The 22,515-nt window shown below is 73.0% G+C and carries 23 protein-coding genes; 19 read left to right on the top strand and 4 right to left on the bottom strand.

Annotated features, from left to right (window positions below):
• Positions 1-7: 7 nt before the first annotated feature.
• Entirely contained in the window at positions 8-775 is a 768-nt protein-coding gene (locus tag OOT42_RS14075; RefSeq protein ID WP_273651815.1) for a glycoside hydrolase family 16 protein, read from the bottom strand.
• A gap of 155 nt (positions 776-930) precedes the next feature.
• Here OOT42_RS14075 and OOT42_RS14070 point away from each other — a divergent pair, with 155 nt between their 5' ends.
• From OOT42_RS14070 to OOT42_RS14040, 7 genes are all read left to right on the top strand, one after another.
• A complete protein-coding gene (locus OOT42_RS14070; RefSeq protein WP_273651814.1) occupies positions 931-2,157 on the top strand; it encodes a CpaF family protein in 1,227 nt (408 codons plus the stop codon).
• 168 nt (positions 2,158-2,325) lie between these two features.
• A complete protein-coding gene (locus tag OOT42_RS14065; RefSeq protein WP_273651813.1) occupies positions 2,326-3,186 on the top strand; it encodes a type II secretion system F family protein in 861 nt (286 codons plus the stop codon).
• Positions 3,183-4,118, top strand: a complete 936-nt coding sequence (locus OOT42_RS14060) for a type II secretion system F family protein (RefSeq protein ID WP_273651812.1) — start codon at positions 3,183-3,185, stop codon at positions 4,116-4,118. Before OOT42_RS14065 ends, OOT42_RS14060 begins: the two co-directional genes overlap by 4 nt.
• Before the next feature lie 201 nt (positions 4,119-4,319).
• Positions 4,320-4,580 carry a hypothetical protein gene (locus OOT42_RS14055; protein WP_273654895.1) on the top strand — a complete coding sequence of 87 codons (261 nt, stop codon included), beginning with the start codon at positions 4,320-4,322 and terminating at the stop codon, positions 4,578-4,580.
• Between the two features lie 41 nt (positions 4,581-4,621).
• Complete coding sequence (locus tag OOT42_RS14050; protein ID WP_273651811.1) at positions 4,622-4,972, top strand: TadE family protein; 351 nt, start codon at positions 4,622-4,624, stop codon at positions 4,970-4,972.
• A 128-nt stretch (positions 4,973-5,100) separates the two neighbouring features.
• Entirely contained in the window at positions 5,101-5,508 is a 408-nt protein-coding gene (locus OOT42_RS14045) for a pilus assembly protein (protein WP_337251874.1), read from the top strand.
• Between the two features lie 71 nt (positions 5,509-5,579).
• Positions 5,580-6,149 carry a pilus assembly protein TadG-related protein gene (locus OOT42_RS14040; RefSeq protein WP_273651809.1) on the top strand — a complete coding sequence of 190 codons (570 nt, stop codon included), beginning with the start codon at positions 5,580-5,582 and terminating at the stop codon, positions 6,147-6,149.
• A gap of 569 nt (positions 6,150-6,718) precedes the next feature.
• On the opposite strand, the gene dinB is transcribed toward OOT42_RS14040, so the two are convergent.
• Positions 6,719-7,921 (bottom strand): DNA polymerase IV, encoded by a 1,203-nt coding sequence (dinB, locus tag OOT42_RS14035; RefSeq protein ID WP_273651808.1) that lies wholly within the window; start codon positions 7,919-7,921, stop codon positions 6,719-6,721.
• Between the two features lie 93 nt (positions 7,922-8,014).
• Positions 8,015-8,452 (bottom strand): NUDIX hydrolase, encoded by a 438-nt coding sequence (locus tag OOT42_RS14030; protein ID WP_273651807.1) that lies wholly within the window; start codon positions 8,450-8,452, stop codon positions 8,015-8,017.
• A 41-nt stretch (positions 8,453-8,493) separates the two neighbouring features.
• Here OOT42_RS14030 and prfB point away from each other — a divergent pair, with 41 nt between their 5' ends.
• The 12 genes from prfB to OOT42_RS13970 all read left to right on the top strand — a co-directional run bounded on the left by prfB (position 8,494) and on the right by OOT42_RS13970 (position 21,355).
• Entirely contained in the window at positions 8,494-9,606 is a 1,113-nt protein-coding gene (gene prfB, locus OOT42_RS14025; protein WP_273651806.1) for a peptide chain release factor 2, read from the top strand.
• Between the two features lie 381 nt (positions 9,607-9,987).
• Positions 9,988-11,112 carry a multiple monosaccharide ABC transporter substrate-binding protein gene (gene chvE, locus OOT42_RS14020; RefSeq protein WP_273651805.1) on the top strand — a complete coding sequence of 375 codons (1,125 nt, stop codon included), beginning with the start codon at positions 9,988-9,990 and terminating at the stop codon, positions 11,110-11,112.
• Between the two features lie 78 nt (positions 11,113-11,190).
• Positions 11,191-12,738, top strand: coding sequence for a multiple monosaccharide ABC transporter ATP-binding protein (gene mmsA, locus OOT42_RS14015; RefSeq protein ID WP_273651804.1), 1,548 nt, complete (start codon positions 11,191-11,193; stop codon positions 12,736-12,738).
• Complete coding sequence (gene mmsB, locus OOT42_RS14010) at positions 12,735-13,967, top strand: multiple monosaccharide ABC transporter permease (RefSeq protein ID WP_273651803.1); 1,233 nt, start codon at positions 12,735-12,737, stop codon at positions 13,965-13,967. The genes mmsA and mmsB overlap by 4 nt, the downstream gene beginning before the upstream one ends.
• 39 nt (positions 13,968-14,006) lie before the next feature.
• Complete coding sequence (locus OOT42_RS14005; protein WP_273651802.1) at positions 14,007-15,218, top strand: ROK family transcriptional regulator; 1,212 nt, start codon at positions 14,007-14,009, stop codon at positions 15,216-15,218.
• 79 nt (positions 15,219-15,297) lie between these two features.
• Positions 15,298-16,077: an ATP-binding cassette domain-containing protein gene (locus tag OOT42_RS14000; RefSeq protein WP_273651801.1), complete on the top strand. Its 780-nt coding sequence runs from the start codon at positions 15,298-15,300 to the stop codon at positions 16,075-16,077.
• A gap of 171 nt (positions 16,078-16,248) precedes the next feature.
• Entirely contained in the window at positions 16,249-16,938 is a 690-nt protein-coding gene (gene ftsE / locus OOT42_RS13995) for a cell division ATP-binding protein FtsE (RefSeq protein ID WP_272726202.1), read from the top strand.
• Between the two features lie 10 nt (positions 16,939-16,948).
• The gene (gene ftsX / locus OOT42_RS13990; RefSeq protein ID WP_273651800.1) at positions 16,949-17,863 is read left to right on the top strand and encodes a permease-like cell division protein FtsX; all 915 of its coding nucleotides are present in this window, start codon (positions 16,949-16,951) and stop codon (positions 17,861-17,863) included.
• A 2-nt stretch (positions 17,864-17,865) separates the two neighbouring features.
• Positions 17,866-19,164: a peptidoglycan DD-metalloendopeptidase family protein gene (locus OOT42_RS13985; protein WP_273651799.1), complete on the top strand. Its 1,299-nt coding sequence runs from the start codon at positions 17,866-17,868 to the stop codon at positions 19,162-19,164.
• A gap of 138 nt (positions 19,165-19,302) precedes the next feature.
• Positions 19,303-19,773 (top strand): SsrA-binding protein SmpB, encoded by a 471-nt coding sequence (gene smpB, locus OOT42_RS13980; protein WP_273651798.1) that lies wholly within the window; start codon positions 19,303-19,305, stop codon positions 19,771-19,773.
• Between the two features lie 74 nt (positions 19,774-19,847).
• Positions 19,848-20,609, top strand: a complete 762-nt coding sequence (locus OOT42_RS13975; RefSeq protein WP_273651797.1) for an alpha/beta fold hydrolase — start codon at positions 19,848-19,850, stop codon at positions 20,607-20,609.
• Complete coding sequence (locus OOT42_RS13970; RefSeq protein ID WP_273651796.1) at positions 20,606-21,355, top strand: esterase/lipase family protein; 750 nt, start codon at positions 20,606-20,608, stop codon at positions 21,353-21,355. The genes OOT42_RS13975 and OOT42_RS13970 overlap by 4 nt, the downstream gene beginning before the upstream one ends.
• A gap of 37 nt (positions 21,356-21,392) precedes the next feature.
• Here OOT42_RS13970 and OOT42_RS13965 read toward each other — a convergent pair whose 3' ends face one another.
• A complete protein-coding gene (locus tag OOT42_RS13965) occupies positions 21,393-22,457 on the bottom strand; it encodes an ATP-dependent DNA ligase (protein ID WP_273651795.1) in 1,065 nt (354 codons plus the stop codon).
• Positions 22,458-22,515: the final 58 nt, after the last annotated feature.

Here is a 22,515-nt window from a genome sequence, read left to right as displayed (position 1 = left end):
TCGGGCGTCACCCCGACCACCCGCGCACGTGGTCGACCACGAGCTCGGGCACGACGTCGTCGCCGGGCGTCGCGCGGTCGGGGAAGTCGAACACCGCGAGCATGAGCTGCAGCGGGTAGGCCGGCGGGCGCACGGCCCGTCGCACGACGGCACCGTCGACGCTGAAGGTCGCGTGCTCCGGCGTCCAGCGGACCGCGTACGTGTGCGGGCGGGCGACGTCGATCGGCAGTCGCGGCGTCTCGAAGTCCTCCCGCACCGCCGGGTCGCGGAACGCGTGCAGCCCCATGCCGACCGCCGCCGACTCGCCCGGCACGACCGCGTCGCCGAACACCTCCATGACGCAGATCTCCGCGCACCGCTCGGGCACGTCCTCGAGCCCGACCATCCAGAGCGACACCATCGACCGCGGCGACAGCACCGCCCGCGCCCGCATCTCGACGTACCCGGGCCCGGGCGTCCACCCGAGCAGCTCCGTCTGCGCCTCTCGCACGACCAGGCCCTCGCGGTACGGCTGCTGGCCGTCGGTGCTGCCGACGGGGCCCGAGCGGTTCGCGGACTGCACGGCCGACACCCGCAGCGGCGGCTGGTGGTCGCCCGCGCACCAGAGCGGCTGGCCGGGCGGGATCCTCAGGTGCAGGCACGAGTCCCGCACCGCGTACGTCGCCGCGCTCTGCTCGCGCGAGCTCCACGCCGGCAGGTAGTGCGGCGTCCAGACGGTCCTGTCGAGGTCGTGCCCGTCGAAGTCGTCCTCGAACGTCGTCCGCGGTCCCGGCATGACGCGATTGTCCCGTCGCCGTGCCCGGCTGTCGCGGTGCGGTCGTGCGAGGGGCGGACGGTTCCCGCGGGCTGTGGACGACGCGCGCGGGGACGTGACGCCGTGCCCTACGGTCTGACCCGGCCGAGAACGGACGAATCGGGCAGGGGTGCGGCGTGGACGGTGTGGTGATCCTCGAGCGGGAGGTCCGCGAGCTCGTGCGCCGGCGCGGGATCGACCCGGTGCGCGACCCGGGCGGCGTCGCCACGCTCGTCGCCGACGTCATCGCGGACTACGACGAGCGGTCGCTGCGCGGGGCCGTGCCGCCGCTGGCCGACGCCGCGGCCGCGCACAAGGCCGTCGTCGACGCGGTTGCGGGGCTCGGCCCGCTGCAGAAGTACCTCGACGACCCCGAGGTCGAGGAGATCTGGGTCAACTCGCCGACGCAGGTGTTCGTCGCGCGGCGCGGCGAGCCGGAGCTCACCACGACGATCCTCACCGACGGCCAGGTCCGGGACCTCGTGGAGCAGATGCTCAAGGTCTCCGGCCGTCGGCTCGACCTGTCGAGCCCCTTCGTCGACGCGTCGCTGCCCGGCGGGGAGCGGCTGCACGCCGTGATCCCCGACGTCACCCGGCGCCACTGGGCGGTCAACATCCGCAAGCACGTCGTCCGCGCCGGGACGCTCGACGACCTCGTCGGGCTCGGGGCCCTCACACCGCACGCGGCCGCGTTCCTGCACGCGGCGGTGCGGGCCGGCCTCAACGTGCTCGTCTCCGGCGCGACCCAAGCCGGCAAGACGACGATGCTCAACGCGCTGGCGGGTGCGATCCCGGCGCGCGAGCGCGTCGTGACGTGCGAGGAGGTCTTCGAGCTCCGCCTGTCGGCGCGCGACTGGGTGGCGATGCAGTGCCGCCAGCCCAGCCTCGAGGGGACGGGCGAGATCCCGTTGCGGCGTCTCGTCAAGGAGGCGCTGCGCATGCGGCCGAGCCGGCTGATCGTGGGCGAGGTGCGGGAGGCCGAGGCGCTGGACCTGCTCATCGCGCTCAACGCGGGCGTGCCCGCGATGTGCACGATCCACGCCAGCTCCGCGCGCGAGGCGCTCGTGAAGCTGTGCACGCTGCCGCTCCTCGCGGGGGAGAACGTGTCCGACCGGTTCGTCGTGCCGACGGTCGCCTCCGCGGTCGACCTCGTCGTGCACCTCGACCTCGACGCGGCCGGGCGCCGTGGCGTGCGCGAGGTCGTCGCGGTGCCTGGTCGCGTCGAGCAGGGCGTCGTCGAGACCGCCGACGTGTTCACCTCGCGCGGCGGCCACCTCGTGCGGGCCGACGGCTTCCCGCCCCACCCCGAGCGGTTCGCGCGGCTCGGCGTCGACCTGGCCGCGCTCCTGCGCGTCCGGGCCTGAGGCGTCTGGACTGTGGACGGCCGCAGCCGCGCGTCGCGGGCGTGCCCTACGTTCACCGCGAATCGGACCAATCGGGCAGGGGGCCGCGTGGCGACCGGACGTGAGACGTCGTCGTCAGCCGCCCTCGCACGGGTCCGGACGTCGGACCCCGGGGTGGGGTGACGCGCGATGGGTGTGGTGGTCGGGCTCCTGCTGGGGGCGGGCCTGGCGTGCCTCTGGTGGTCGTGCTGGGCACCCTCCCCGGGTGCCACGTCGCGCGTCGACGGGTGGAGCGCGCGCACGCAGGACGCGCTCGTCCAGGCGGGGATGCCGGGCGTGACGCCCGCGGGACTCCTGCTCACGAGCGGGGTCGTCGGCGTCGTCGGGCTGCTCCTCGGTCTCGCGCTGACGCGAGTGCCGTCGATGGCGCTGTGCCTCGGCGTGTTCCTCGCGCTCGCGCCGTCCGCCGTGGTCCGCGGACGCGCGCGGAGACGACGCGCGCGGCTGCGCGCGCTGTGGCCCGAGGTCGTCGACCACCTCGCGTCGGGCATCCGCGCCGGGCTCGCCCTGCCGGAGGCCGTCGCCCAGCTGGGCGAGCGCGGACCCGTCGAGCTGCGCACGCCGTTCGCGGCGTTCGCGGAGGACTACCGCGCGACCGGGCGGTTCGGCGAGAGCCTCGACGCCCTCAAGGCGCGGCTCGCCGACCCCGTCGCCGACCGGATCGTCGAGGCCCTGCGCATGACACGCGACGTCGGCGGCACCGACCTCGGGCGCCTGCTCCGCACCCTGTCCGCGTTCCTGCGGGAGGACGTCCGCACGCGCGGCGAGCTCGAGGCGCGGCAGAGCTGGACCATCAACGCCGCCCGGCTGGCGGCGGCCGCCCCCTGGCTCGTGCTCGCGCTGCTCGCGACCCGCACCGAGGCCGCCCGGGCCTACGACTCGACCGCCGGGCTGCTCGTGCTCGCGGCGGGCGCCGCGAGCACGGTCGTCGCGTACGGCCTCATGCTGCGCATCGCGCGGCTGCCCGACGACCCGCGGGTGCTGCGGTGAGCCCGGTCGCCGCCGGCGGGCTCGCCGGGCTCCTCGCGAGCGTCGGCGTGCTGCTCGTCGTCGCGCGGCTGCGTGCCCGCCGGATCCGCCTCGACCAGCGGCTCGCGCCGTACCTGCGACCGCAGCGGTCCTCGTCGGCGCTGCTGCTGCGCAACCCCGCACCGGGCGGTGCGGCCGCCACGCTCGAGCGGATCGCGGCCCCGCTCATGCACGACGCCGTCCGGCTCGTGGCGCGGGTCGGCTCGCCCACGGCCGACCTCAGGCGTCGGCTCGCGCGCGCCGGCCGGGACGAGTCCGTCGAGCAGTTCCGCGCCGGCCAGGTCGTCTGGGGCGTGCTGGGTGTCGCCGCCGGCCTGGGTCTCGCGCTCCTGCTCGCGGCGACCCGCGGCACGTCGGTCGTGGTGCTCGTCGTCCTCGTCGCCCTCTGCGGAGCGACGGGCGTGCTCGGCCGCGACTGGATGCTGTCGCGCCAGGTCGCCGAGCGGGAGAGCCGCATGCTGCAGGAGATGCCGACGATCGCCGAGCTCCTCGCGCTCGCGGTCGGGGCAGGCGAGGGGGCGACCGGCGCGCTCGAACGCGTCGTCCGCAGCACCCGCGGCGAGCTGAGCGTCGAGCTCGAGCGCACGCTCGCCGACGCGCGGGCCGGCGCGCCCCTCACCACCGCGCTCGACGGGCTCGCCGACCGGACCGGGCTGCCGGCGCTCGCGAGGTTCGCCGAGGGGGTCGCGGTCGCCGTTGAGCGCGGCACCCCGCTCGCCGAGGTGCTCCGCGCGCAGGCGCAGGACGTCCGCGAAGAGGTCCGTCGCGACCTCATGGAGACGGGCGGCCGCAAGGAGGTCGCCATGATGGTGCCGGTCGTCTTCCTCATCCTGCCCGTCACCGTCGCGTTCGCCGTCTTCCCGTCCCTGCTCGTCCTGCGGGTCGGGCTGTGACCGCACGCCGCCCCGGCACCGACCCCGGGTGGTCCGTGCGACCGCCCGCCGAGGAGCACCAATCCGCCGCGAAGCACCGACCCGCCGCGAAGCACGGACCCGCCGCGAAGCACCGACCCGCCGCGAAGCACGGACCCGCCGCGAAGCACCGACGCGACGAGAAGCACCGACCCGACGAGAAGCACCGAGGAGACACCACCCATGGACACCGACCCGAGCACGACGACCCCGCGGCCGCGGCGAGCGAGCGGTGCGGTCAGACGGCTCCCGGGCGCCGTCGCCGCGCGCGTGGTCCGGCGCTGGACCGACGCGGTGGCGACCGGCCACGACCGGGGCGACGTGCCGGGGTGGGTGCTGGTCACGCTGATGACCGCGGGGCTCGTGACCGCGTTGTGGCTCGTCGCCGAGCCCGCGCTGAGCCAGGTCTTCGACGACGCGCTCAAGAGCGTGACGGGCGACTGACCGTCGGCACGCCGCCCGGGCGCGAGGACGCAGGGTCGGCGGTGGTCGACTTCGTCCTCGTCGGGGCGCTCGTGACCGTGCTGTTCGTCGCCGTGGTGCAGCTCGCGCTCGTGCAGCACGTGCGGAACACGCTGGTCGACTGCGCCGCCGAGGGGGCGCGGTACGGCGCGCTCGACGGCCACCGGCCGGCCGATGCCGTCGCGCGGACCCGGGACCTCGTGACCCAGTCGCTGTCCGCGGCCTACGCGGGCGACGTGCAGGCGGCTCGCACCACCGTCGACGGTGTCGAGGTCGTCGAGGTGACCGTCACGGCGCCGCTCCCTGTCGTCGGGCTGGTCGGGCCGGGCGGCGCGCTCACCGTCCGCGGCCACGCGTACGCGGAGGACCAGTGACAGGGCCGCCGACGGTCGCGCCGCCCGAGGGCCGACGCGCGGGCGCGGGTCGACGGATGATCACCGCCGCGCGAGTCAGGATTGCGGCCCGGCTGCGGAGCGGCGGTGGACGGGACGACGGGAACGCTGTGCTCGAGTTCCTCGGGGTCGCGCTCGTCCTGCTCCTGCCGACCGTCTACCTGGTGCTGGTGCTCGGACGGCTGCAGGCCGCGACCTTCGCGGTCGAGGGCGCCGCACGCGAGGCGGCGAGGACCGCGGTCGCGGCGGAGGACCCGCGGCAGTCGGGCGCGCGTGCGGCGGCCGCCGCGGGCGTCGCGCTGCGGGACCAGGGGTTCGACGACGACCCGGCGGACGCGCTGCGGCTGACGTGCACGTCGACCCCGTGCCTGGAGCCGGGCTCGCGCGTCACGGCGCGCGTCGAGGTCGTCGTGCCCCTGCCGTTCGTGCCGTCGGTCGTCCGGGACGTCGTGCCGCTGGAGGTCCCGGTCAGCGCGGAGCGCGTCGCGCCGGTCGACACGTACCGGGCTCGCGGATGACGGGCGACGCGGGCGGACCCGCGGTCGCCCGGGGCGGGCGGGGTCGCTCGACCCGCGCTCGCGCGGAGGACGTGGACCGGTGGCACGGGCAGCTCGGGCGCGGCGTCGGTCCACGGCGCGCGCGGCGCGCGCCCGTCCGGCGCGGCGTGGCGCGCGTCGCCGGGCGCGTCGCGGCCCGGGGGCGCACCGGTGGGCAGGACGAGGGGCAGGTCCTCCTGCTGACCCTGGGCTTCGTCGTCGTCGCCCTCCTGCTCGTGCTGGTCGTGTCGGCAGCGACCGCGGTCCACCTCGACCGCAAGCGGCTCGTCGCGCTCGCCGACGTCGTCGCGCTCGACGCGGCCGACGCCCTCGCGAGCCCCGGCTACTTCGCTCCCGGCGCGGGTCAGGGCGAGCCCGCGCGCGGCGGGATCGACCTGTCGGACGCGAGCGTGCGCGCCGCGGTCGAGGACTACCTGCGCGAGAACCCGTCGGCCACGGAGCCGTTCGCCACGGTGCGTGTGCTGGAGGCGACGAGCCCGGACGGGCGGTCGGCGCACGTCCGGCTCGGCGCGGTCGTCCGGGTGCCCGTCGTGGGCGGGGTCCTGTCGACGTGGTCCGACGGTGTGAGGGTCGAGGCCGAGTCGTCCGCCCGCGCGGAGTGACGGGCGCCCGTCGGGACCGACGACCGTGGTGCGAAGTGGGAGATCTCGCCTCCGTCGGCTACCCGCGCCTCGGAGCGCGGCCTAGCGTCACGAACGGACGAGTCGGACGAGAAGAGCAGGGGGAGAGCCCGGCGGTCCTCGGCATGCACACCCACAAGGAGACGCAGATGTCACGCATCGCCACCACGCTGGCCGCCACCGCGCTCGCCGGCACCGCGTTCGCCCTGCTCGCCTCGCCGGCCTCCGCGAAGAGCCGGTCGACCCGTCGTGGAACCACCCCGACACGTGGGAGAACGGCGTCGACACCTGCACCAAGGTCGAGCTCTCCGACGGCACGAAGACGCGGACGGTCGGGGACGGAGCCGCCTTCGCCGTCGTGAAGACGGGGACGACCTCCACGGTCGTCGACGCCGACCCGTACGACACCGTGCACGACTTCGACAAGGACATCTCCTTCGTCATCACCTGCACGCCCGACGGCAGCATGCCCAGCTGACCCGCCTGCCGCGTCCGGACCGGACGGTCGTGCCTGTGCAGCGTGACCGCCCGGTCCCACGTCCGGGCCCCGGTCAGTCGGGCAGGAGCGGGACGGCGATGCCGTCGCCGGTGCGCAGCAGGCTCGCGCGCGTCACGGTGCGCTTGCCGAAGCGGTCGGCGACCTCGTCGAGCGTCGTGTCCAGCGTGCCGAGGTCGGGCCCGTCGAGCGGGAGCTGCGGCTGCACGACGTCGTCGGGCCCGAGGTTGGTCAGCGCCACGCCGACGAGGGTGAGCCCGCGTTCGCGGACGAGCGGGGCGACGGAGTCGAGCAGCGCGACCGCCGCGGCGGCGAGGTCGGTGCCGGACGCGGTCGCGTGCGGGAACGAGCGGGAGCGGGTCGCGCGCGTGTAGTCGTCGAACCGCAGCCGCAGGACGACGGTGCGGGCGGTGCGGTGCGCGGCCCGCATCCGCCGACCGACGCGGTCGACGAGCCCGAGCAGCGCGGCGTGCACGAACGCCGGGTCGTGCGGGCCGCGGCTGAGGGCGCGCTGAGCGCCGATGGAGCCGCGCCGACGGCCGGTCTCGACGCGCGCGGGCGTGCGGCCGTGCACGACGGCGTGCAGGTGCCGCCCGGCGGCGGGTCCGAGCGCGCCGACGAGCACGGACTCGGGCAGCATCGCGACGTCACCGGCGGTCCGCAGGCCGTAGCCGTGCAGCTTCGCCGCGGTGACCTCGCCGACGCCCCAGAGCAGCTCGAGGGGGAGCGGGTGCAGGAAGGCGTCCTCGCCGTCGGGCGGGACGTGCACGAGCCCGTCGGGCTTGCCGACGCGCGACGCGACCTTCGCGAGGAACGGGGTGCGCGCGACGCCGACGGTGATCGGGAGGCCGACCTCGTCGCGCACCTGACGGCGCAGCCGTGCGGCGATGTCGACGGGCGGGACGTCGATGCGGTGCAGGCCGGCGACGTCGAGGAAGGCCTCGTCGATCGACACGCCCTGTACTTGCGGGGTCGTCGCGTGGAAGAGCTCGAAGACCGCGCGGCTGGCCTCGACATAGGCGTCGAAGCGGGGCCGCACCTCGATGAGGTCGGGGCACAGCGCACGGGCCTGGCGGCCGCTCATCGCGGTCTTCACGCCACGCCGCTTCGCCTCGTACGAGCAGGCGAGCACGACGCCGCCGCCCACGGCGACGGGGTGGCCGCGCAGCCGCGGGTCGTCGCGCTGCTCGACCGACGCGTAGAAGGCGTCGAGGTCGGCGTGCAGGATCGCCGCGCGACGGACGGTGGACTCGCTCACGAACACATGTTCGAACCGACCACCCACACGCGCGCGCGGACGGGTGACGTCGAGCGCGCCGCCGCCGGCGGTGCGCCGCCCGGGCGTTCGGCGTCAGGCCGGGTCGGGCAGGAGCCCGGCGAAGCGGCGGGCCTTGTCGACGAGCTCGACGCGGTAGAGGTCGTCGACGGCGTCGAGCGGCTGCCACGCGGCGAGGTCGGTCGACCCGTCGACCTCGTGCCGCAGGTCGCCGCCCACGACGTGCGCGCGGTAGACGACCCGCAGCAGGTGCGTCTTGACGGGGAGGTTCGTGGGGGCGAGCGCCGGGTCGACGACGAGCGACGAGAGGCCGAGCAGCCCGTCGAGCGCGATCTCGTACCCCGTCTCCTCGTGCACCTCGCGGACGGCGGCGTCGGCGGGGTCCTCGTACGGGTCGATCCCGCCGCCGGGCAGGGTCCACTTCGGGCCGACGCCGACCATGGGGGAGAGCCGGGACAGGAGCATCCCGCGCGGGTCGACGACGACGGCGTACGCGCTCACCCTGATGGCCACCGTCCGAGGCTAGGGGACGACACCGGGTAGCCTGGACGGTCGTGGCCACCACCGACTTCCCCGCCGAGATCCGCGAGCTGCGCACCACGCTGGAGTCCATCCAGGCGGTGAGCGACCCGACCGCGCTCAAGGCGAAGATCGCCGACCTGTCGGACCAGGCCAGCGCGCCGAACCTGTGGGACGACCCGGACGCGGCGCAGAAGGTGACGAGCGCGCTGTCCGCGGCGCAGGCCGAGCTCGACCGCGTCGCGAAGCTGGGCGGCCGGATCGACGACCTCGAGACGCTCGTGGAGCTCGGCGTCGAGATGGAGGACGCGGACAGCCTCGCGGAGGCCGAGGTCGAGCTCGCGTCGATCCGCAAGGACCTGGGGGAGCTCGAGGTCCGCACGCTGCTCAACGGCGAGTACGACCAGCGCGAGGCGGTCGTGACGATCCGCGCGGGCGCCGGTGGTGTCGACGCGGCGGACTTCGCGGAGATGCTGCTGCGGATGTACCTGCGCTGGGCGGAGCGGCACGGCTACCCGACGACGGTCCTCGACACGAGCTACGCCGAGGAGGCGGGCCTGAAGTCGGCGACGTTCGAGGTCAAGGCGCCGTACGCGTTCGGGCACCTGTCGGTCGAGGCGGGCACGCACCGCCTGGTGCGCATCTCGCCGTTCGACAACCAGGGGCGCCGCCAGACGTCGTTCGCGGCGGTCGAGGTGATCCCGCTGATCGAGGGGACGGACTCGGTCGAGATCCCCGAGTCGGAGATCAAGGTCGACGTGTTCCGCTCGTCGGGCCCGGGCGGTCAGTCGGTCAACACGACGGACTCGGCGGTGCGCATGACCCACATCCCGACGGGCATCGTCGTGTCGATGCAGAACGAGAAGTCGCAGATCCAGAACCGCGCCGCGGCCCTGCGCGTGCTCCAGTCGCGCCTGCTGCTCGTCCGCAAGGCCGAGGAGGATGCGAAGAAGAAGGAGCTCGCGGGCGACATCAAGGCGTCGTGGGGCGACCAGATGCGCTCGTACGTCCTCCAGCCGTACCAGATGGTCAAGGACCTGCGGACGGAGCACGAGGTCGGCAACCCCGCCGCGGTGTTCGACGGCGACATCGACGACTTCGTCGAGGCCGGCATCCGGTGGCGCCGCTCGCAGTCCGTGGAGGCGTGACGCGGCGTCACCCCGCCGCCCCCGGGCCCCCTTCGTACCTGCTCGCGCTCACCGCGAGAACGTGCCCCGCGAGGGGAGCGTCCGCGGTGAGCGCTTGCCCGTTCGTGCGCCGGGACGTTCGTCCCGGCGTGGTTTCCCGGGTCACCCGATGCCTTCGCATCGCAAAGTTAACCCGCCCGGAGTACGTGGGAGCGCAACCACGTGTCCGGAAGACACAGGTTGGTAACGGAACTTGCACCAGGCTTGGCTTCGGGTCTTGAATTCAAACGACATGACCGGACGCGCGACCGGCGCGGGCCAAGCAGTGGTCCGCGTGGGTGTCGACGGGCAGAGACGCCCCGGACGACGCGGCCGGACGGTGCAACCAGGGAGCGGACAACGATGTCTTTTGCATGGAGGAAGGTGGCCGTCGGCGTCGCCACGGCCGGCCTGATCGTCGGACTCTCGGCCTGCAGCCAGGAGCGTGAGTCGGGCGGCGAGGAGACGGGCGGCAGCGCCGAGGACACCCTCATCGGCATCGCGATGCCGACGAAGAGCCTCGAGCGGTGGAACCGTGACGGCTCGCACCTCGAGGAGCTGCTGCAGGACGCCGGCTACGAGACGACGCTGCAGTACGCCGACAACAAGGTCGACCAGCAGATCACGCAGATCCAGAACATGATCAACCAGGGCGCCGACGTCCTGGTCATCGCGTCGATCGACGGCACGGCCCTCGCGCCGGTCCTCGAGGACGCGGCGGCGGCGGACATCACCGTCATCGCGTACGACCGCCTCATCAACGACACGCCGAACGTCGACTACTACGCGACGTTCGACAACGAGAAGGTCGGCACGCTCCAGGGCCAGTTCATCGAGGAGGCCCTCGACCTCAAGAACGCCGCGGGGCCGTTCAACCTCGAGCCGTTCGCGGGCTCGCCGGACGACAACAACGCCAAGTTCTTCTTCTCCGGCGCGTGGGACGTCCTGCTCCCGTACGTCGAGGAGGGCAAGCTCGTCGTCCCGTCGGGCAAGGCGCCGGCCTCGAACGACGACTGGGCCTCCATCGGCATCCAGGGCTGGGGCTCCGACACCGCCCAGGCCGAGATGGAGAACCGCCTCAACTCGTTCTACGGCGGCGGCCAGAAGGTCAACGTCGTCCTGTCGCCGAACGACTCGCTCGCGCTGGGCATCGCCCAGGCCCTCGAGGGCGCCGGCTACGTGCCCGGCACCGACTGGCCCGTGCTGACCGGCCAGGACGCCGACCAGGCGAACGTGCTCAACATGCTCGCCGACAAGCAGTCGATGACGGTCTGGAAGGACACCCGCGCGCTGGGTGACCAGGTCGCCAAGATGGTCGGCCAGATCGTCGAGGGCGAGACCGTCGACGTCAACGACGAGGAGACGTACGACAACGGCGTGAAGGTCGTCCCGACCTACCTGCTCGACCCGCAGGTCGTGACGCCCGACACCGTCGAGTCGGTGCTCGTGGACTCCGGCTTCTACAAGGCCGAGGACCTGGGTCTCTGACCCTCCGCCGGGCCGCCGGCGCGCACCGCGCGCGCCGGCGGCCCGCACGGCCGTGACGGACCATCCAGCGAGGGGCACATGACCACCGACCACATCCTCGAGATGCGGAGCATCACCAAGAAGTTCCCCGGCGTGATCGCGCTGCAGGACGTGAACCTCTCGGTGAGCCGCGGCGAGGTGCACGCGATCTGCGGAGAGAACGGCGCCGGCAAGTCGACGCTGATGAAGGTGCTCTCGGGCGTCTACCCGCACGGCACCTACGAGGGCGACATCGTCTTCGACGGCGAGGTCGTGGAGTTCAAGGGCATCCGGGACTCCGAGCACCACGGCATCGTCATCATCCACCAGGAGCTCGCGCTGAGCCCCTTCCTGTCGATCGCCGAGAACATCTTCCTCGGCAACGAGCAGGCGGAGCGCGGCGTCGTCGACTGGAACAAGACCAACTCCGAGGCCGCGAAGCTGCTCGCCCGCGTGGGCCTCGACGAGCGTCCCGACACCAAGATCGTCGACATCGGCGTCGGCAAGCAGCAGCTCGTGGAGATCGCCAAGGCGCTCTCCAAGGAGGTCAAGCTGCTCATCCTCGACGAGCCGACGGCCGCCCTGAACGACGAGGACTCCGCGCACCTGCTCGGCCTCATCGACGGGCTCCGTGAGCACGGCATCACCTCGATCATCATCAGCCACAAGCTGAACGAGATCGAGGCCATCGCCGACACCACGACGATCATCCGCGACGGCAAGACCATCGAGACGCTCGAGATGCGTGGCGAGGAGAAGGTCAGCGAGGAGCGCATCATCCGGGGCATGGTCGGGCGGTCGCTCGACAACCGGTTCCCGGACCACACGCCGAACATCGGCGAGGAGGTCCTGCGCATCGAGGACTGGACCGTCCACCACCCCATCGACCAGAGCCGCCGGGTCGTCGACAGCGCGTCGCTCACCGTGCGCCGCGGCGAGATCGTCGGCGTCGCGGGCCTCATGGGCGCGGGACGCACCGAGCTCGCGATGAGCCTCTTCGGTCGCTCCTACGGCTCGCGCGTCAGCGGCCGCGTCTTCAAGGACGGCAAGGAGATCGACCTCCGGAACGTCGGCGCGGCGATCCGCCACGGCATCGCCTACGCGACCGAGGACCGCAAGCGGTTCGGCCTCAACCTCATCGACACGATCCAGCACAACGTGTCCGCGTCCGCGCTCGGCAAGCTCGCGCGGCTCGGCGTGGTGGACCGTCGGCAGGAGGAGAAGGTCGCCGAGCGGTACCGCAAGGAGCTCAACATCAAGACGCCGACCGTGTCGGCGCTCGTCGGCAAGCTGTCCGGCGGCAACCAGCAGAAGGTCGTGCTGAGCAAGTGGATCTACGCGGATCCGGACGTGCTCATCCTCGACGAGCCCACGCGCGGCATCGACGTGGGCGCGAAGTACGAGATCTACGGGATCATCAACCGGCTCGCGGACGCGGGGAAGGGCGTCATCGTCATCTCCTCCGAGCTGCCGGAGCTGATCGGGATCTGCGACCGCATCTACGCGCTCAGCCAGGGCCGGGTCACGGGTGAGGTCGCCCGCGACGAGGCCACGCAGGAGCGCCTCATGCAGTACATGACCATGGAGAAGGACGTGACGGCCCGATGACCACGGACACCAACCTCGCACCGGCGGCCCCTCCCGGGTCGCAGCCGCGCGTGCCGCTGTCGCAGCGCATGCAGGGCCTCGGTGGGAACGCTCGCCAGTACGGCATCTTCGGCGCGCTCGTCGTGATCGTCCTGCTGTTCCAGGTGCTCACCGACGGCAAGCTGCTGCTCGCCAACAACGTCGCGGCGCTGTTCCAGCAGAACGCGTACGTCATGATCCTCGCCATCGGCATGGTCATGGTGATCGTCGCCGGGCACATCGACCTGTCCGTCGGGTCGGTGGTCGCGTTCGTCGGCGGCATCGTCGCGGTCACCATGCGCGACTTCGACATGCCGTGGGTCGTCGCGATCCTCATCGGCCTCGCGGTCGGTGGCCTCGTCGGCGTCTGGCAGGGGTTCTGGGTCGCGTACGTCGGCATCCCCGCGTTCATCGTCACCCTCGCGGGCATGCTCGTCTTCCGCGGCCTCGCGCTCGTCGTCGTCGGTGAGACCGTCGCCGGTCTGCCCTCGCAGTTCATCGCGATCTCGAAGGGCTCGCTGCCGAACTTCCTCGGGTTCGTCAACAACATGGACGTCGTGACGCTCGTCATCGGGGCGCTCGCGATCGTGGCGATCGTCATCTCGCAGCTGCGGGCCCGGTCGTCGCTGCGCAAGCACGAGCTGTACGTCGAGCCGATGGGCGCGTTCGTCGCCAAGCTCGCGCTCGTCGCGATCGGCATCGGCATCCTCACGGTGATCCTGTCGTTCTCCGCGGGCGGCACCCCGATCGTGCTCGTCATCGTCGGTGTCCTCGTCGTCGCCTACACGTTCCTCATGGGACGCACGGTGTTCGGCCGGCACATCTACGCGATCGGCGGCAACCGTCTCGCGGCGGGCCTCTCGGGCGTCAACACCCGGCGCGTCGACTTCTGGATCTTCGTCAACATGGGCCTGCTCGCCGGTGCGGCGGCCGTCGTGACGACCGCCCGTGCCGGTGCGGCCATCGCTGCGGCCGGCCAGAACTACGAGCTCGACGCGATCGCCGCCTGCTTCATCGGCGGCGCGGCGGTCACCGGCGGCATCGGCCGGATCTCCGGCGCGATCGTCGGCGCGCTCATCATGGGCGTGCTCAACATGGGCCTGTCGATCATGTCGGTCGACCCGTCCTGGCAGATGGCGATCAAGGGCCTCGTGCTGCTGCTTGCGGTGGCCTTCGACCTGATCAACAAGCGGCGTGCCGGGACGCAGTAGCGTCCTGACGGTCCCGACGGCGCGGTAGGTTCTGGCCCCGTGAGCAGGCGAGCAGCGGCAGCCGGCTCGCAGTCGTCCCTGCGCGAGGCCAACCGCGTCCTCGTCGTCGAGACCGTCAAGCGGTACGGCGGGCTCACCCAGGTCGAGCTCGCCACCGCGACCGGCCTGTCGCAGGCCACGGTGTCGACGATCGTCCGCGAGCTCCTCGCCGCGGGCGTCGTCGACACCGCCAACACCACCCGCAGCGGGCGGCGTGCCCAGATGGTCACGCTCGCCCGCCGCGTGGGTCTCGCGGTCGGCGTCCAGGTCGGCCACCGCAGCATGCGCGTCGTGCTGGGCGACTTCACGCACGAGGTCATCGCCGAGCAGTCGCTCCCGCTGCCCGCAGGGCACCGCGCCGACACGAGCCTCGACCGCGTGGCGCTCCTCGTCGTGGACCTGCTCGAGCGGGTCGGCGCGACGCTCGACGACGTCGTCGGGCTCGGGGTCGGCGTGCCGGTGCCGGTCGACTCGTCGACCGGCATGGTCTCCGTGGCCGGGCTCATGCCGGGCTGGGACGACGTCCACGTCGGCCAGGTGCTGTCGAAGCGCCTCGGGCTCCCCGTCTACGTCGACAACGACGCCAACCTCGGCGCGATCGCCGAGTCCACGCTCGGCGCCGCCCGGCAGGCCGGCGACTCCCTCTACGTACGCGTGTCGCACGGGGTCGGCGCCGGCATCGTCATCGGCGGGCACGTGCACCGCGGGGCGGGCGGCACGGCCGGCGCGATCGGCCACATCCCCGTCGAGTTCCCCGGTGAGCCGTGCCGCTGCGGCAACGACGGGTGCCTCGACACGGTCGTCGGCGCGCAGGCCCTGCTCGGACGCCTCCGGAACAGCCACGGGGCGCTCGCGCTGCGCGACGTCGTCCAGCGCACCAACGACGGCGACCAGCGCTGCGCACAGGTCGTCGCCGACGCCGGCACCGCGATCGGCCGCGTCGTCGCCGGGCTCGGGGTGGCCGTCAACCCGCAGATCGTCGTCGTCGGCGGCGAGCTCGCCGACACGGGGGAGGTGCTGCTGCGCCCGCTGCGCGAGGCCGCACGTCGCAAGGTCCGTCTCAACCCGTTCGTCCCGCTCGAGGTCGTCGCCGCGGCGCTCGGGTCACGCGCGGAGGTGATCGGCGCACTCGCCCTCGCGCTGCGCTCGACCGACGTACCGTTGCGGGTCGACGCCGACGAGGACGTCGGCACCGCGACGGGACCGGCATGACCGGGCGCACACTTGACGGAGCGGCGAGGCGCGCCATTCACTGCACGCAGGGCGTGCTCGACGGGGAGCAGGTGAACAGATGAGCGGCGACGTCCCCCTGCTCTCGATGCGGGGCATCACCAAGAGGTTCAGCGCGGTCGAGGCGCTCGTCGACGTCGACATCGACGTGCACACGCACGAGATCGTGGCCCTGGTGGGTGACAACGGCGCCGGCAAGTCCACGCTCGCGAAGATGATCTCCGGGGTGCTCGCTCCCGACACGGGCCTCATCGAGATCGACGGCGAGCAGGTCACCATCCCGTCGGCGACCGCGGCGCGCGAGCTCGGGATCGCGACGGTGTTCCAGGACCTCGCGCTGTGCGAGAACCTCGACGTGACGTCCAACCTGTTCCTCGGCCGCGAGCTGCGCAGCGGTCCCGCGCGCGACGACGGCCGCATGGAGCTCATCGCGCGGCAGGTCCTGCGCGACCTCAACAGCCGCATCCCGTCCGTCCGCTCGCCGCTGTCCACGCTGTCGAAGGGGCAGCGGCAGTCGGTCGCGATCGCGCGCACCCTGATCGGCAGTCCCCGGCTGGTGGTGCTCGACGAGCCCACGGCGTCGCTGTCGGTCGGGCACACGGCCGAGGTGCTCGTGCACATCGAGCGGCTGCGCGACCTCGGCCTGGGCGTCGTGCTGATCTCGCACAACATGAACGACGTCCGTGCCGTGGCCGACCGGATCGTCGTGCTGCGCCACGGGCGCAACAACGGGGAGTTCGACGCGGCGACCGTCAGCCACGAGGTGATCCTCGCCGCGATCACGGGCGCCACCGAGTCGGAGATGGCGTCCGGGCCGCTGTCCACGCTGCTGCGCCGCTGATCCCGCCCGGTTCGAGCCGTTCGTCCGGCTCGTCCCGCGCGCCGTCGTCCGGGGCGACGAACTCACAGGAGGCGTGCGGCGTGTCACACGGGGGGTGTCCCCGCGCCGCTGCCTACGCTCGACGAGGCCAGCAGCAGCACCCCGTTCCCCGACCCTGGCCGCACCGGTGCAGTGATCCGATTCGAGAACGTCACCAAGGTCTACGCGCGCGGCGCCCGGCCCGCGCTGGACCGCGTGTCCCTGGACGTCGAGCGCGGCGAGTTCGTCTTCCTCGTCGGCGCGTCCGGCTCCGGCAAGTCCACGTTCCTGCGCCTCGTGCTGCGCGAGGAGCGGGCGTCGGCCGGTCGGGTCTTCGTCGCCGGCAAGGAGCTCGGCACGCTGTCGTCGTGGCGCGTGCCGCACCTGCGCCGCCAGATCGGCGCCGTCTTCCAGGACTTCCGGCTGCTGCCCAACAAGACCGTGTTCGAGAATGTCGCGTTCGCGCTCCAGGTCATCGGCAAGCCACGGCACCACATCCTCACGACCGTCCCCGACGTGCTCGAGATGGTCGGCCTGTCCGGCAAGGAGAAGCGTCGGCCGCACGAGCTGTCCGGCGGTGAGCAGCAGCGCGTCGCGATCGCGCGCGCGTTCGTCAACCGGCCCAGCATCCTGCTGTGCGACGAGCCCACGGGGAACCTCGACCCGACGACCTCCCTGGGGATCATGCGCCTGCTCGACCGCATCAACCGCACCGGCACGACCGTCGTCATGGCGACGCACGACGACGAGATCGTCGACCAGATGCGCAAGCGCGTCATCGAGCTCTCGACCGGCCAGATGGTGCGCGACCAGTCGCGCGGCGTCTACGGCTCGGACCGCTGAGGGGGCCGGCGTGCGACTCCAGTTCATCCTCTCCGAGATCGGGCAGGGCCTGCGGCGCAACCTGTCGATGACGGTCTCGGTCGTCCTCGTCACCTTCGTCTCGCTCACGTTCGTCGGGTCCGCGGCGCTCCTGCAGCTCCAGATCGGCAAGATGAAGGACGACTGGTACGACAAGGTCGAGGTCTCCGTCTTCCTGTGCCCGCAGAACTCGTCCGAGCCGACGTGCGCGTCCGGCGAGGTCACGGACGAGCAGCGGGCCGACATCCGGTCCGCGCTCGACGCCCCGGAGATCGCCCCGTACGTCGAGACCGTGTACGAGGAGACGAAGGAGCAGGCGTTCGCCGCGTTCCAGGAGCAGTTCGCCGACCAGTTCTGGGCGTCCGCGGCGACCGCCGACGACATGAACTCGTCGTACCGGATCAAGCTCACCGACCCGCAGAAGTACCAGGTGGTCGCCGACGTCGTGTCCGGCCGGCCCGGCGTCGAGGAGGTGCAGGACCAGCGACGGCTGTTCGACAAGCTGTTCCTCGTCCTCAACCGCGCGACGCTGCTCGCGGGTGGTCTCGCCGCCGTCATGCTGCTCGCCGCGGTCCTGCTCATCACCACGACGATCCGGCTGTCCGCGCTCAGCCGCCGCCGCGAGACGGGGATCATGAAGCTCGTCGGCGCGTCCACGATCTTCATCCAGCTGCCGTTCATGCTCGAGGGCGCCATCGCGGCGACCGTGGGGGCGCTGCTCGCCGTCGGCGGGTTGTGGCTGGGCGTCGAGTACCTCGTGACGGACTGGCTCGGCGCGTCCGTCGGATGGATCCCGTACGTCAGCACCGCCGACGTCCTCGCGGTCGCGCCCGCGCTGGTCGGCGTCGCGATCCTGCTCGCGGCGATCTCGTCGCTCGTGACCCTCAGCCGCTACACGAAGGTGTGACCGTGGCCCGTCGCCGTCGCCTGACCGCCGTGCTCGCCGCCCTCGCGCTGGTGGCGGGCGTCGCCGTCGCCTCGCCCGCGCTGGCCGACCCGATCGACGACCGCCGCAAGGCCGCCGAGCAGCGGGCCGCCGCGAACGCGAAGGCGCAGGCCGACGCCGAGGCGGCGATGGAGGGTCTCGACGCGAACCTCCAGGTCACCGCGGCACGTCTGCTGGAGCTGCAGGCGCAGATCCCCGCGGCGCAGGCGAAGCTCGACGAGGCGAAGGCCGCCCTGGAGAAGGCGCAGCGCGAGGCCGCGCTCATCGCGGCACGCCTCGTCGACGCCCAGGAGCAGCAGGTCACCCTGTCCGCCAAGATCCAGACGGACACCGACGAGGCCGCGAGGATGCGCGCCGCGATCGGCCAGATGGCCCGCGAGGCGTACCGCGGCGGGGGAGAGGTCTCGGGCGTCAGCGTCATCCTCGACGCCGAGAGCACCGAGGACTTCGTCCAGAAGTACGGGCTCGTCTCGACCGCGCTGCGGACGCAGGCCCAGGTGCTCGACGCCCTCAAGGCCGCCGAGGCCAGCAACCGCAACGCGCAGGCGCGGCTCGACGCGGTCGAGGACCGGATCACCGAGCTCAAGGCCGAGGCGGACCAGAAGGTCGTCGAGGCCGACCAGGCACGGCAGGCCGCCGCCGACGCGAAGGCCACCCTCGACTCGCTCGTCGCCGAGCAGCAGGCGCAGCAGGCGTCGCTCGAGTCGCAGAAGTCCGCGCTCGCCGCCGCGCTCGCGCAGATGGATGCCGAGGCCAAGGCCATCGAGAACGAGCTGCGCGCCGCGATCGAGGCGCAGCGCGCCCGCGACGCCGCCGCCGGAAAGCCGCAGCCCGCGCCCGGTCCCGTCGGCGGGGGCCTGTTCTCCAACCCGACGAGCATCAGCCCGATCTACGTGACGTCCGAGTACGGCATGCGTCTGCACCCGACGCTCGGGTACGTCCGCCTGCACGCCGGCATCGACCTGCGCACGTACTGCAACACCAAGGTGTACGCGGGCCGCGCCGGCACCGTGACCTGGGCGAAGACGCGCTACGGCTTCGGCAACCAGGTGATGATCGACAGCGGGTTCGTCAACGGCAACGCGGTGTCGGCGTCGTACAACCACCTCACGTCCTTCGCGGTGGCGACCGGGCAGCGCGTCGAGCGCGGGCAGCTCATCGGCTACTCCGGCAACACGGGTACCTCCGCGGCGTGCCACCTGCACTTCGAGGTCTACGTCAACGGCTCCACGACCAACCCCCGGCCGCTGCTCGGCCTCTGAGGCGTCAGGCCCTCGCGCTGCGCCCGCGGCGTAAAGCGGTGGTCGACGCAGGGGCGACGGGTAGGCTGCTGCGGCACTGCTGAGCGGCGGGGCGGTCCCGCCTCGTCCGCTCCACGAACGACGGACGGAGGCCGGGACGTGGCCAAGGAGACAGGGCGCAAGCTCGTGGCCGCGAACCGCAAGGCCCGGCACGACTACACCATCGAGGACGTGTTCGAGGCCGGCGTCGTCCTCACCGGCACCGAGGTCAAGGCGCTCCGCGCCGGACGCGCCTCGCTCGTCGACGGCTGGTGCGAGGTCGAGGGCGGGGAGGCCTACCTGCACGGCGTCCACATCCCCGAGTACTCGCAGGGCACCTGGACCAACCACGCGCCGCGCCGCAAGCGCAAGCTCCTCCTGCACCGCGAGGAGATCGACCGGCTCGAGTCCCGCACGCGCGAGAAGGGCCACACGATCGTGCCGCTCGCGCTCTACTTCCTCGACGGCCGCGCGAAGGTCGAGATCGCGCTCGCGCGCGGCAAGAAGGACTGGGACAAGCGGCAGGCGCTCCGCGAGCGTCAGGACAACATGGAGGCGCAGCGCGCCATGCGGGAGCTCCGCGACCGCTGAGACGTGGGCCTTCTCACCCGTCCGGACGTCGCGCTCGCCGTGCGGCCGCACGCCAGCGCGACGACGATCGGGGCATGACCACGAGCGCCGCCCGCACCACCCCGGCGCTCTCGTGGGCGATCGAGCAGCACGGCACCCCCCGGGGGACGACGACGCAGGTCCTCGTGCACGGCATCGGGGTGTCTGCCCGCTACTACCGCCCGCTCGCCCGCGCCCTGGCCACCGACGCGCACGTCCTCGTGCCCGAGCTGCCCGGGTTCGGGCGCTCGCCCCGGCCCGACGAGGCCCCCAGCATCACCGAGCTCGCCGACGGGCTCGTCGAGCAGCTCGCCGCCCGCGGCGTCCGGCGCGCCGTCCTCACCGGTCACTCGATGGGGGCGCAGGTCGTGGCCGAGGCCGCGCGTCGGCACCCCGACGTCGCGGAGCGCGTCGTGCTGCTCGGGCCGGTCGTCGACCCGACCGCCGCCACCGCCGTCGCGCAGGCCCTGCGCCTCGCACGGGACTCCGTGCACGAGCCGCTCCGCGCGAACGCGATCGTCTTCAGCGACTACGTCCGCGCGGGCGTGCGCTGGTACGCGCGGCAGCTGCCGCACATGCTCGACTTCGCGACCGACGCGGCCGTCGCCGCGATCCGCTGCCCGGTGCTCGTCGTGCGCGGCGAGCGGGACCCGATCGCGCCCGACGCGTGGGTCCGCCGGCTCGCCGACACCGCCCCCGACGGTCGGGCCCTCGTGGTGCCGGGTGCCGCGCACGTCGTGCAGTACGCCCGTGCCGCGGTCGTCGCCGAGCTCTGCCGCGGCGGGACGTCGAGCGACGCCCGGGACATCCTGCCGTGACCACGTCGCCGACGCCGGACGAGGGGCGGGGGCGCGACGCCGTCGGCCGCGCGGTGCCCGGCGACGTGGTGCGACGCACCTGGTGGCGCGTCGCCGACTACGCGTACGCCGGGTGGTACCAGGTCCTCGGCGTGCTCAGGCCCGGCGAACCCGACCGCTACCTGCAGCCCGCGCGGCCGACGACCCCGGAGGTCGTCCTCGTGCCCGGCGTCATGGAGCCGTGGCCGTTCCTCCAGCCGCTCGCCCGCCGGCTCTTCGACGCGGGGCACCCCGTGCACGTGGTCCCCGGGCTCGGCTACCACGTGCAGGACCTCGCGGAGGCGGCCCGGGTCGTCGCCGAGCTGATCCTCGACCGCGACCTGCGCGACGTCGTCGTCGTCGCGCACTCCAAGGGCGGCCTGGTCGGCAAGCGGCTGCTCAGCGAACCCGCCGTCGCGGAGCGGGTCTGCGGGGTCGTCGCCGTCGCGACGCCCTTCGCCGGGTCGCGGCTCGCGCGGCTGCTCCCGCTGCGGTCCATCCGCATCTTCCGGCCCGACCACCCCGACATCGTCGGGCTCGCGCGCGTCGTCGACGTCGACGAGCGCATCGTGTCCGTCTTCTCGCGCTGGGATCCGCACGTGCCCGAGGGGTCGATGCTCGCCGGTGCCCAGAACGTCGAGCTGGCGACCCCCGGCCACTTCCGCGTCCTCGCCGACCCGCACCTGCCCGACGCGGTCCTCGACGCGGTCCGCCGCCTCGCCCGCTGAACCGCGCGGCGACGCGCCCGCGGGCCGACGGCCGGCGTCAGTGGGTCCCGAGGATGTCCGCGAGGTCGAACGTCACCGGCTTCTCCAGCTGCGCGTACGTGCACGACTCCGGGTCGCGGTCCGGACGCCAGCGGCGGAACTGCGCGGTGTGCCGGAACCGGTCGCCCTCCATGTGGTCGTAGGCGACCTCGACCACGAGCTCGGGCGAGAGCGGCACGAACGACAGGTCCTTCGTCGCGTTCCACCGGCTCACCGCTCCCGGCAGCCGGTTGCCGGCGTGCGCCTCGGCCTCCGCCCAACGGCCCCAGGGGTGCTCCGCGAGCGCGACGTCGCGGTACGGGGCGAGGTCGTCGAGGAGCGTCTTGCGGCGCGCCATCGGGAACGACGCGCTCACGCCGACGTGCTGCAGGTCGCCCGCCTCGTTGAACAGGCCCAGCAGCAGCGAGCCGACGACGTCGCCCGACTTGTGCCAGCGGAACCCCGCGACGACGCAGTCCGCGGTCCGCTCGTGCTTGATCTTGAACATCGTCCGCTTGTCCGGCTGGTACGTGCCGTCGAGCGGCTTCGCGACGACCCCGTCGAGCCCCGCGCCCTCGAACCGCGTGAACCAGTCCTGCGCCTCCGCGAGGTCACCCGTCGCGGGCGTCACGAACACCGGGTCGCGCGCGTCCTTCAGCGCGTCGACGAGCGCCGCGCGCCTGTCGCGGAAGGGGCGCTGCGTGTAGTCCTCGTCACCGAGCGCGAGCAGGTCGAACGCCACGAAGCTCGCGGGCGTCGTGCCGCTCAGGAGCTTCACGCGGCTCGCTGCGGGGTGGATGCGCTGCTGCAGCGCGTCGAAGTCCAGCCGGTCGCCCGTGACGACGACGATCTCGCCGTCGAGCACGCAGCGCTCCGGGGTGTTCGCCTTGATCGCCTCGACGAGCTCAGGGAAGTAGCGGGTCATCGGCTTCTCGTTGCGGCTGCCGAGCTCGACCTCGTCGCCGTCGCGGAACACGATCGTCCGGAACCCGTCCCACTTCGGCTCCACGTGCCCCACGTCGGGGATCGTCGGCACGGACTTCGCGAGCATCGGCGCGACGGGTGGCATCACGGGCAGGCGCATGCGCCCATCGTGCCCGTCCCCGCCGACACGGGCCGGTCGAACGCGTCGCGCGTCGTCG

Origin of the sequence: Cellulomonas fimi (assembly GCF_028583725.1) — a bacterium.
GTDB classification, from domain to species: Bacteria; Actinomycetota; Actinomycetes; order Actinomycetales; family Cellulomonadaceae; genus Cellulomonas; species Cellulomonas fimi_B.
The sequence above is the reverse complement of the archived record's forward strand: the minus strand, read 5'-3'. Positions and strand labels throughout refer to the sequence as shown.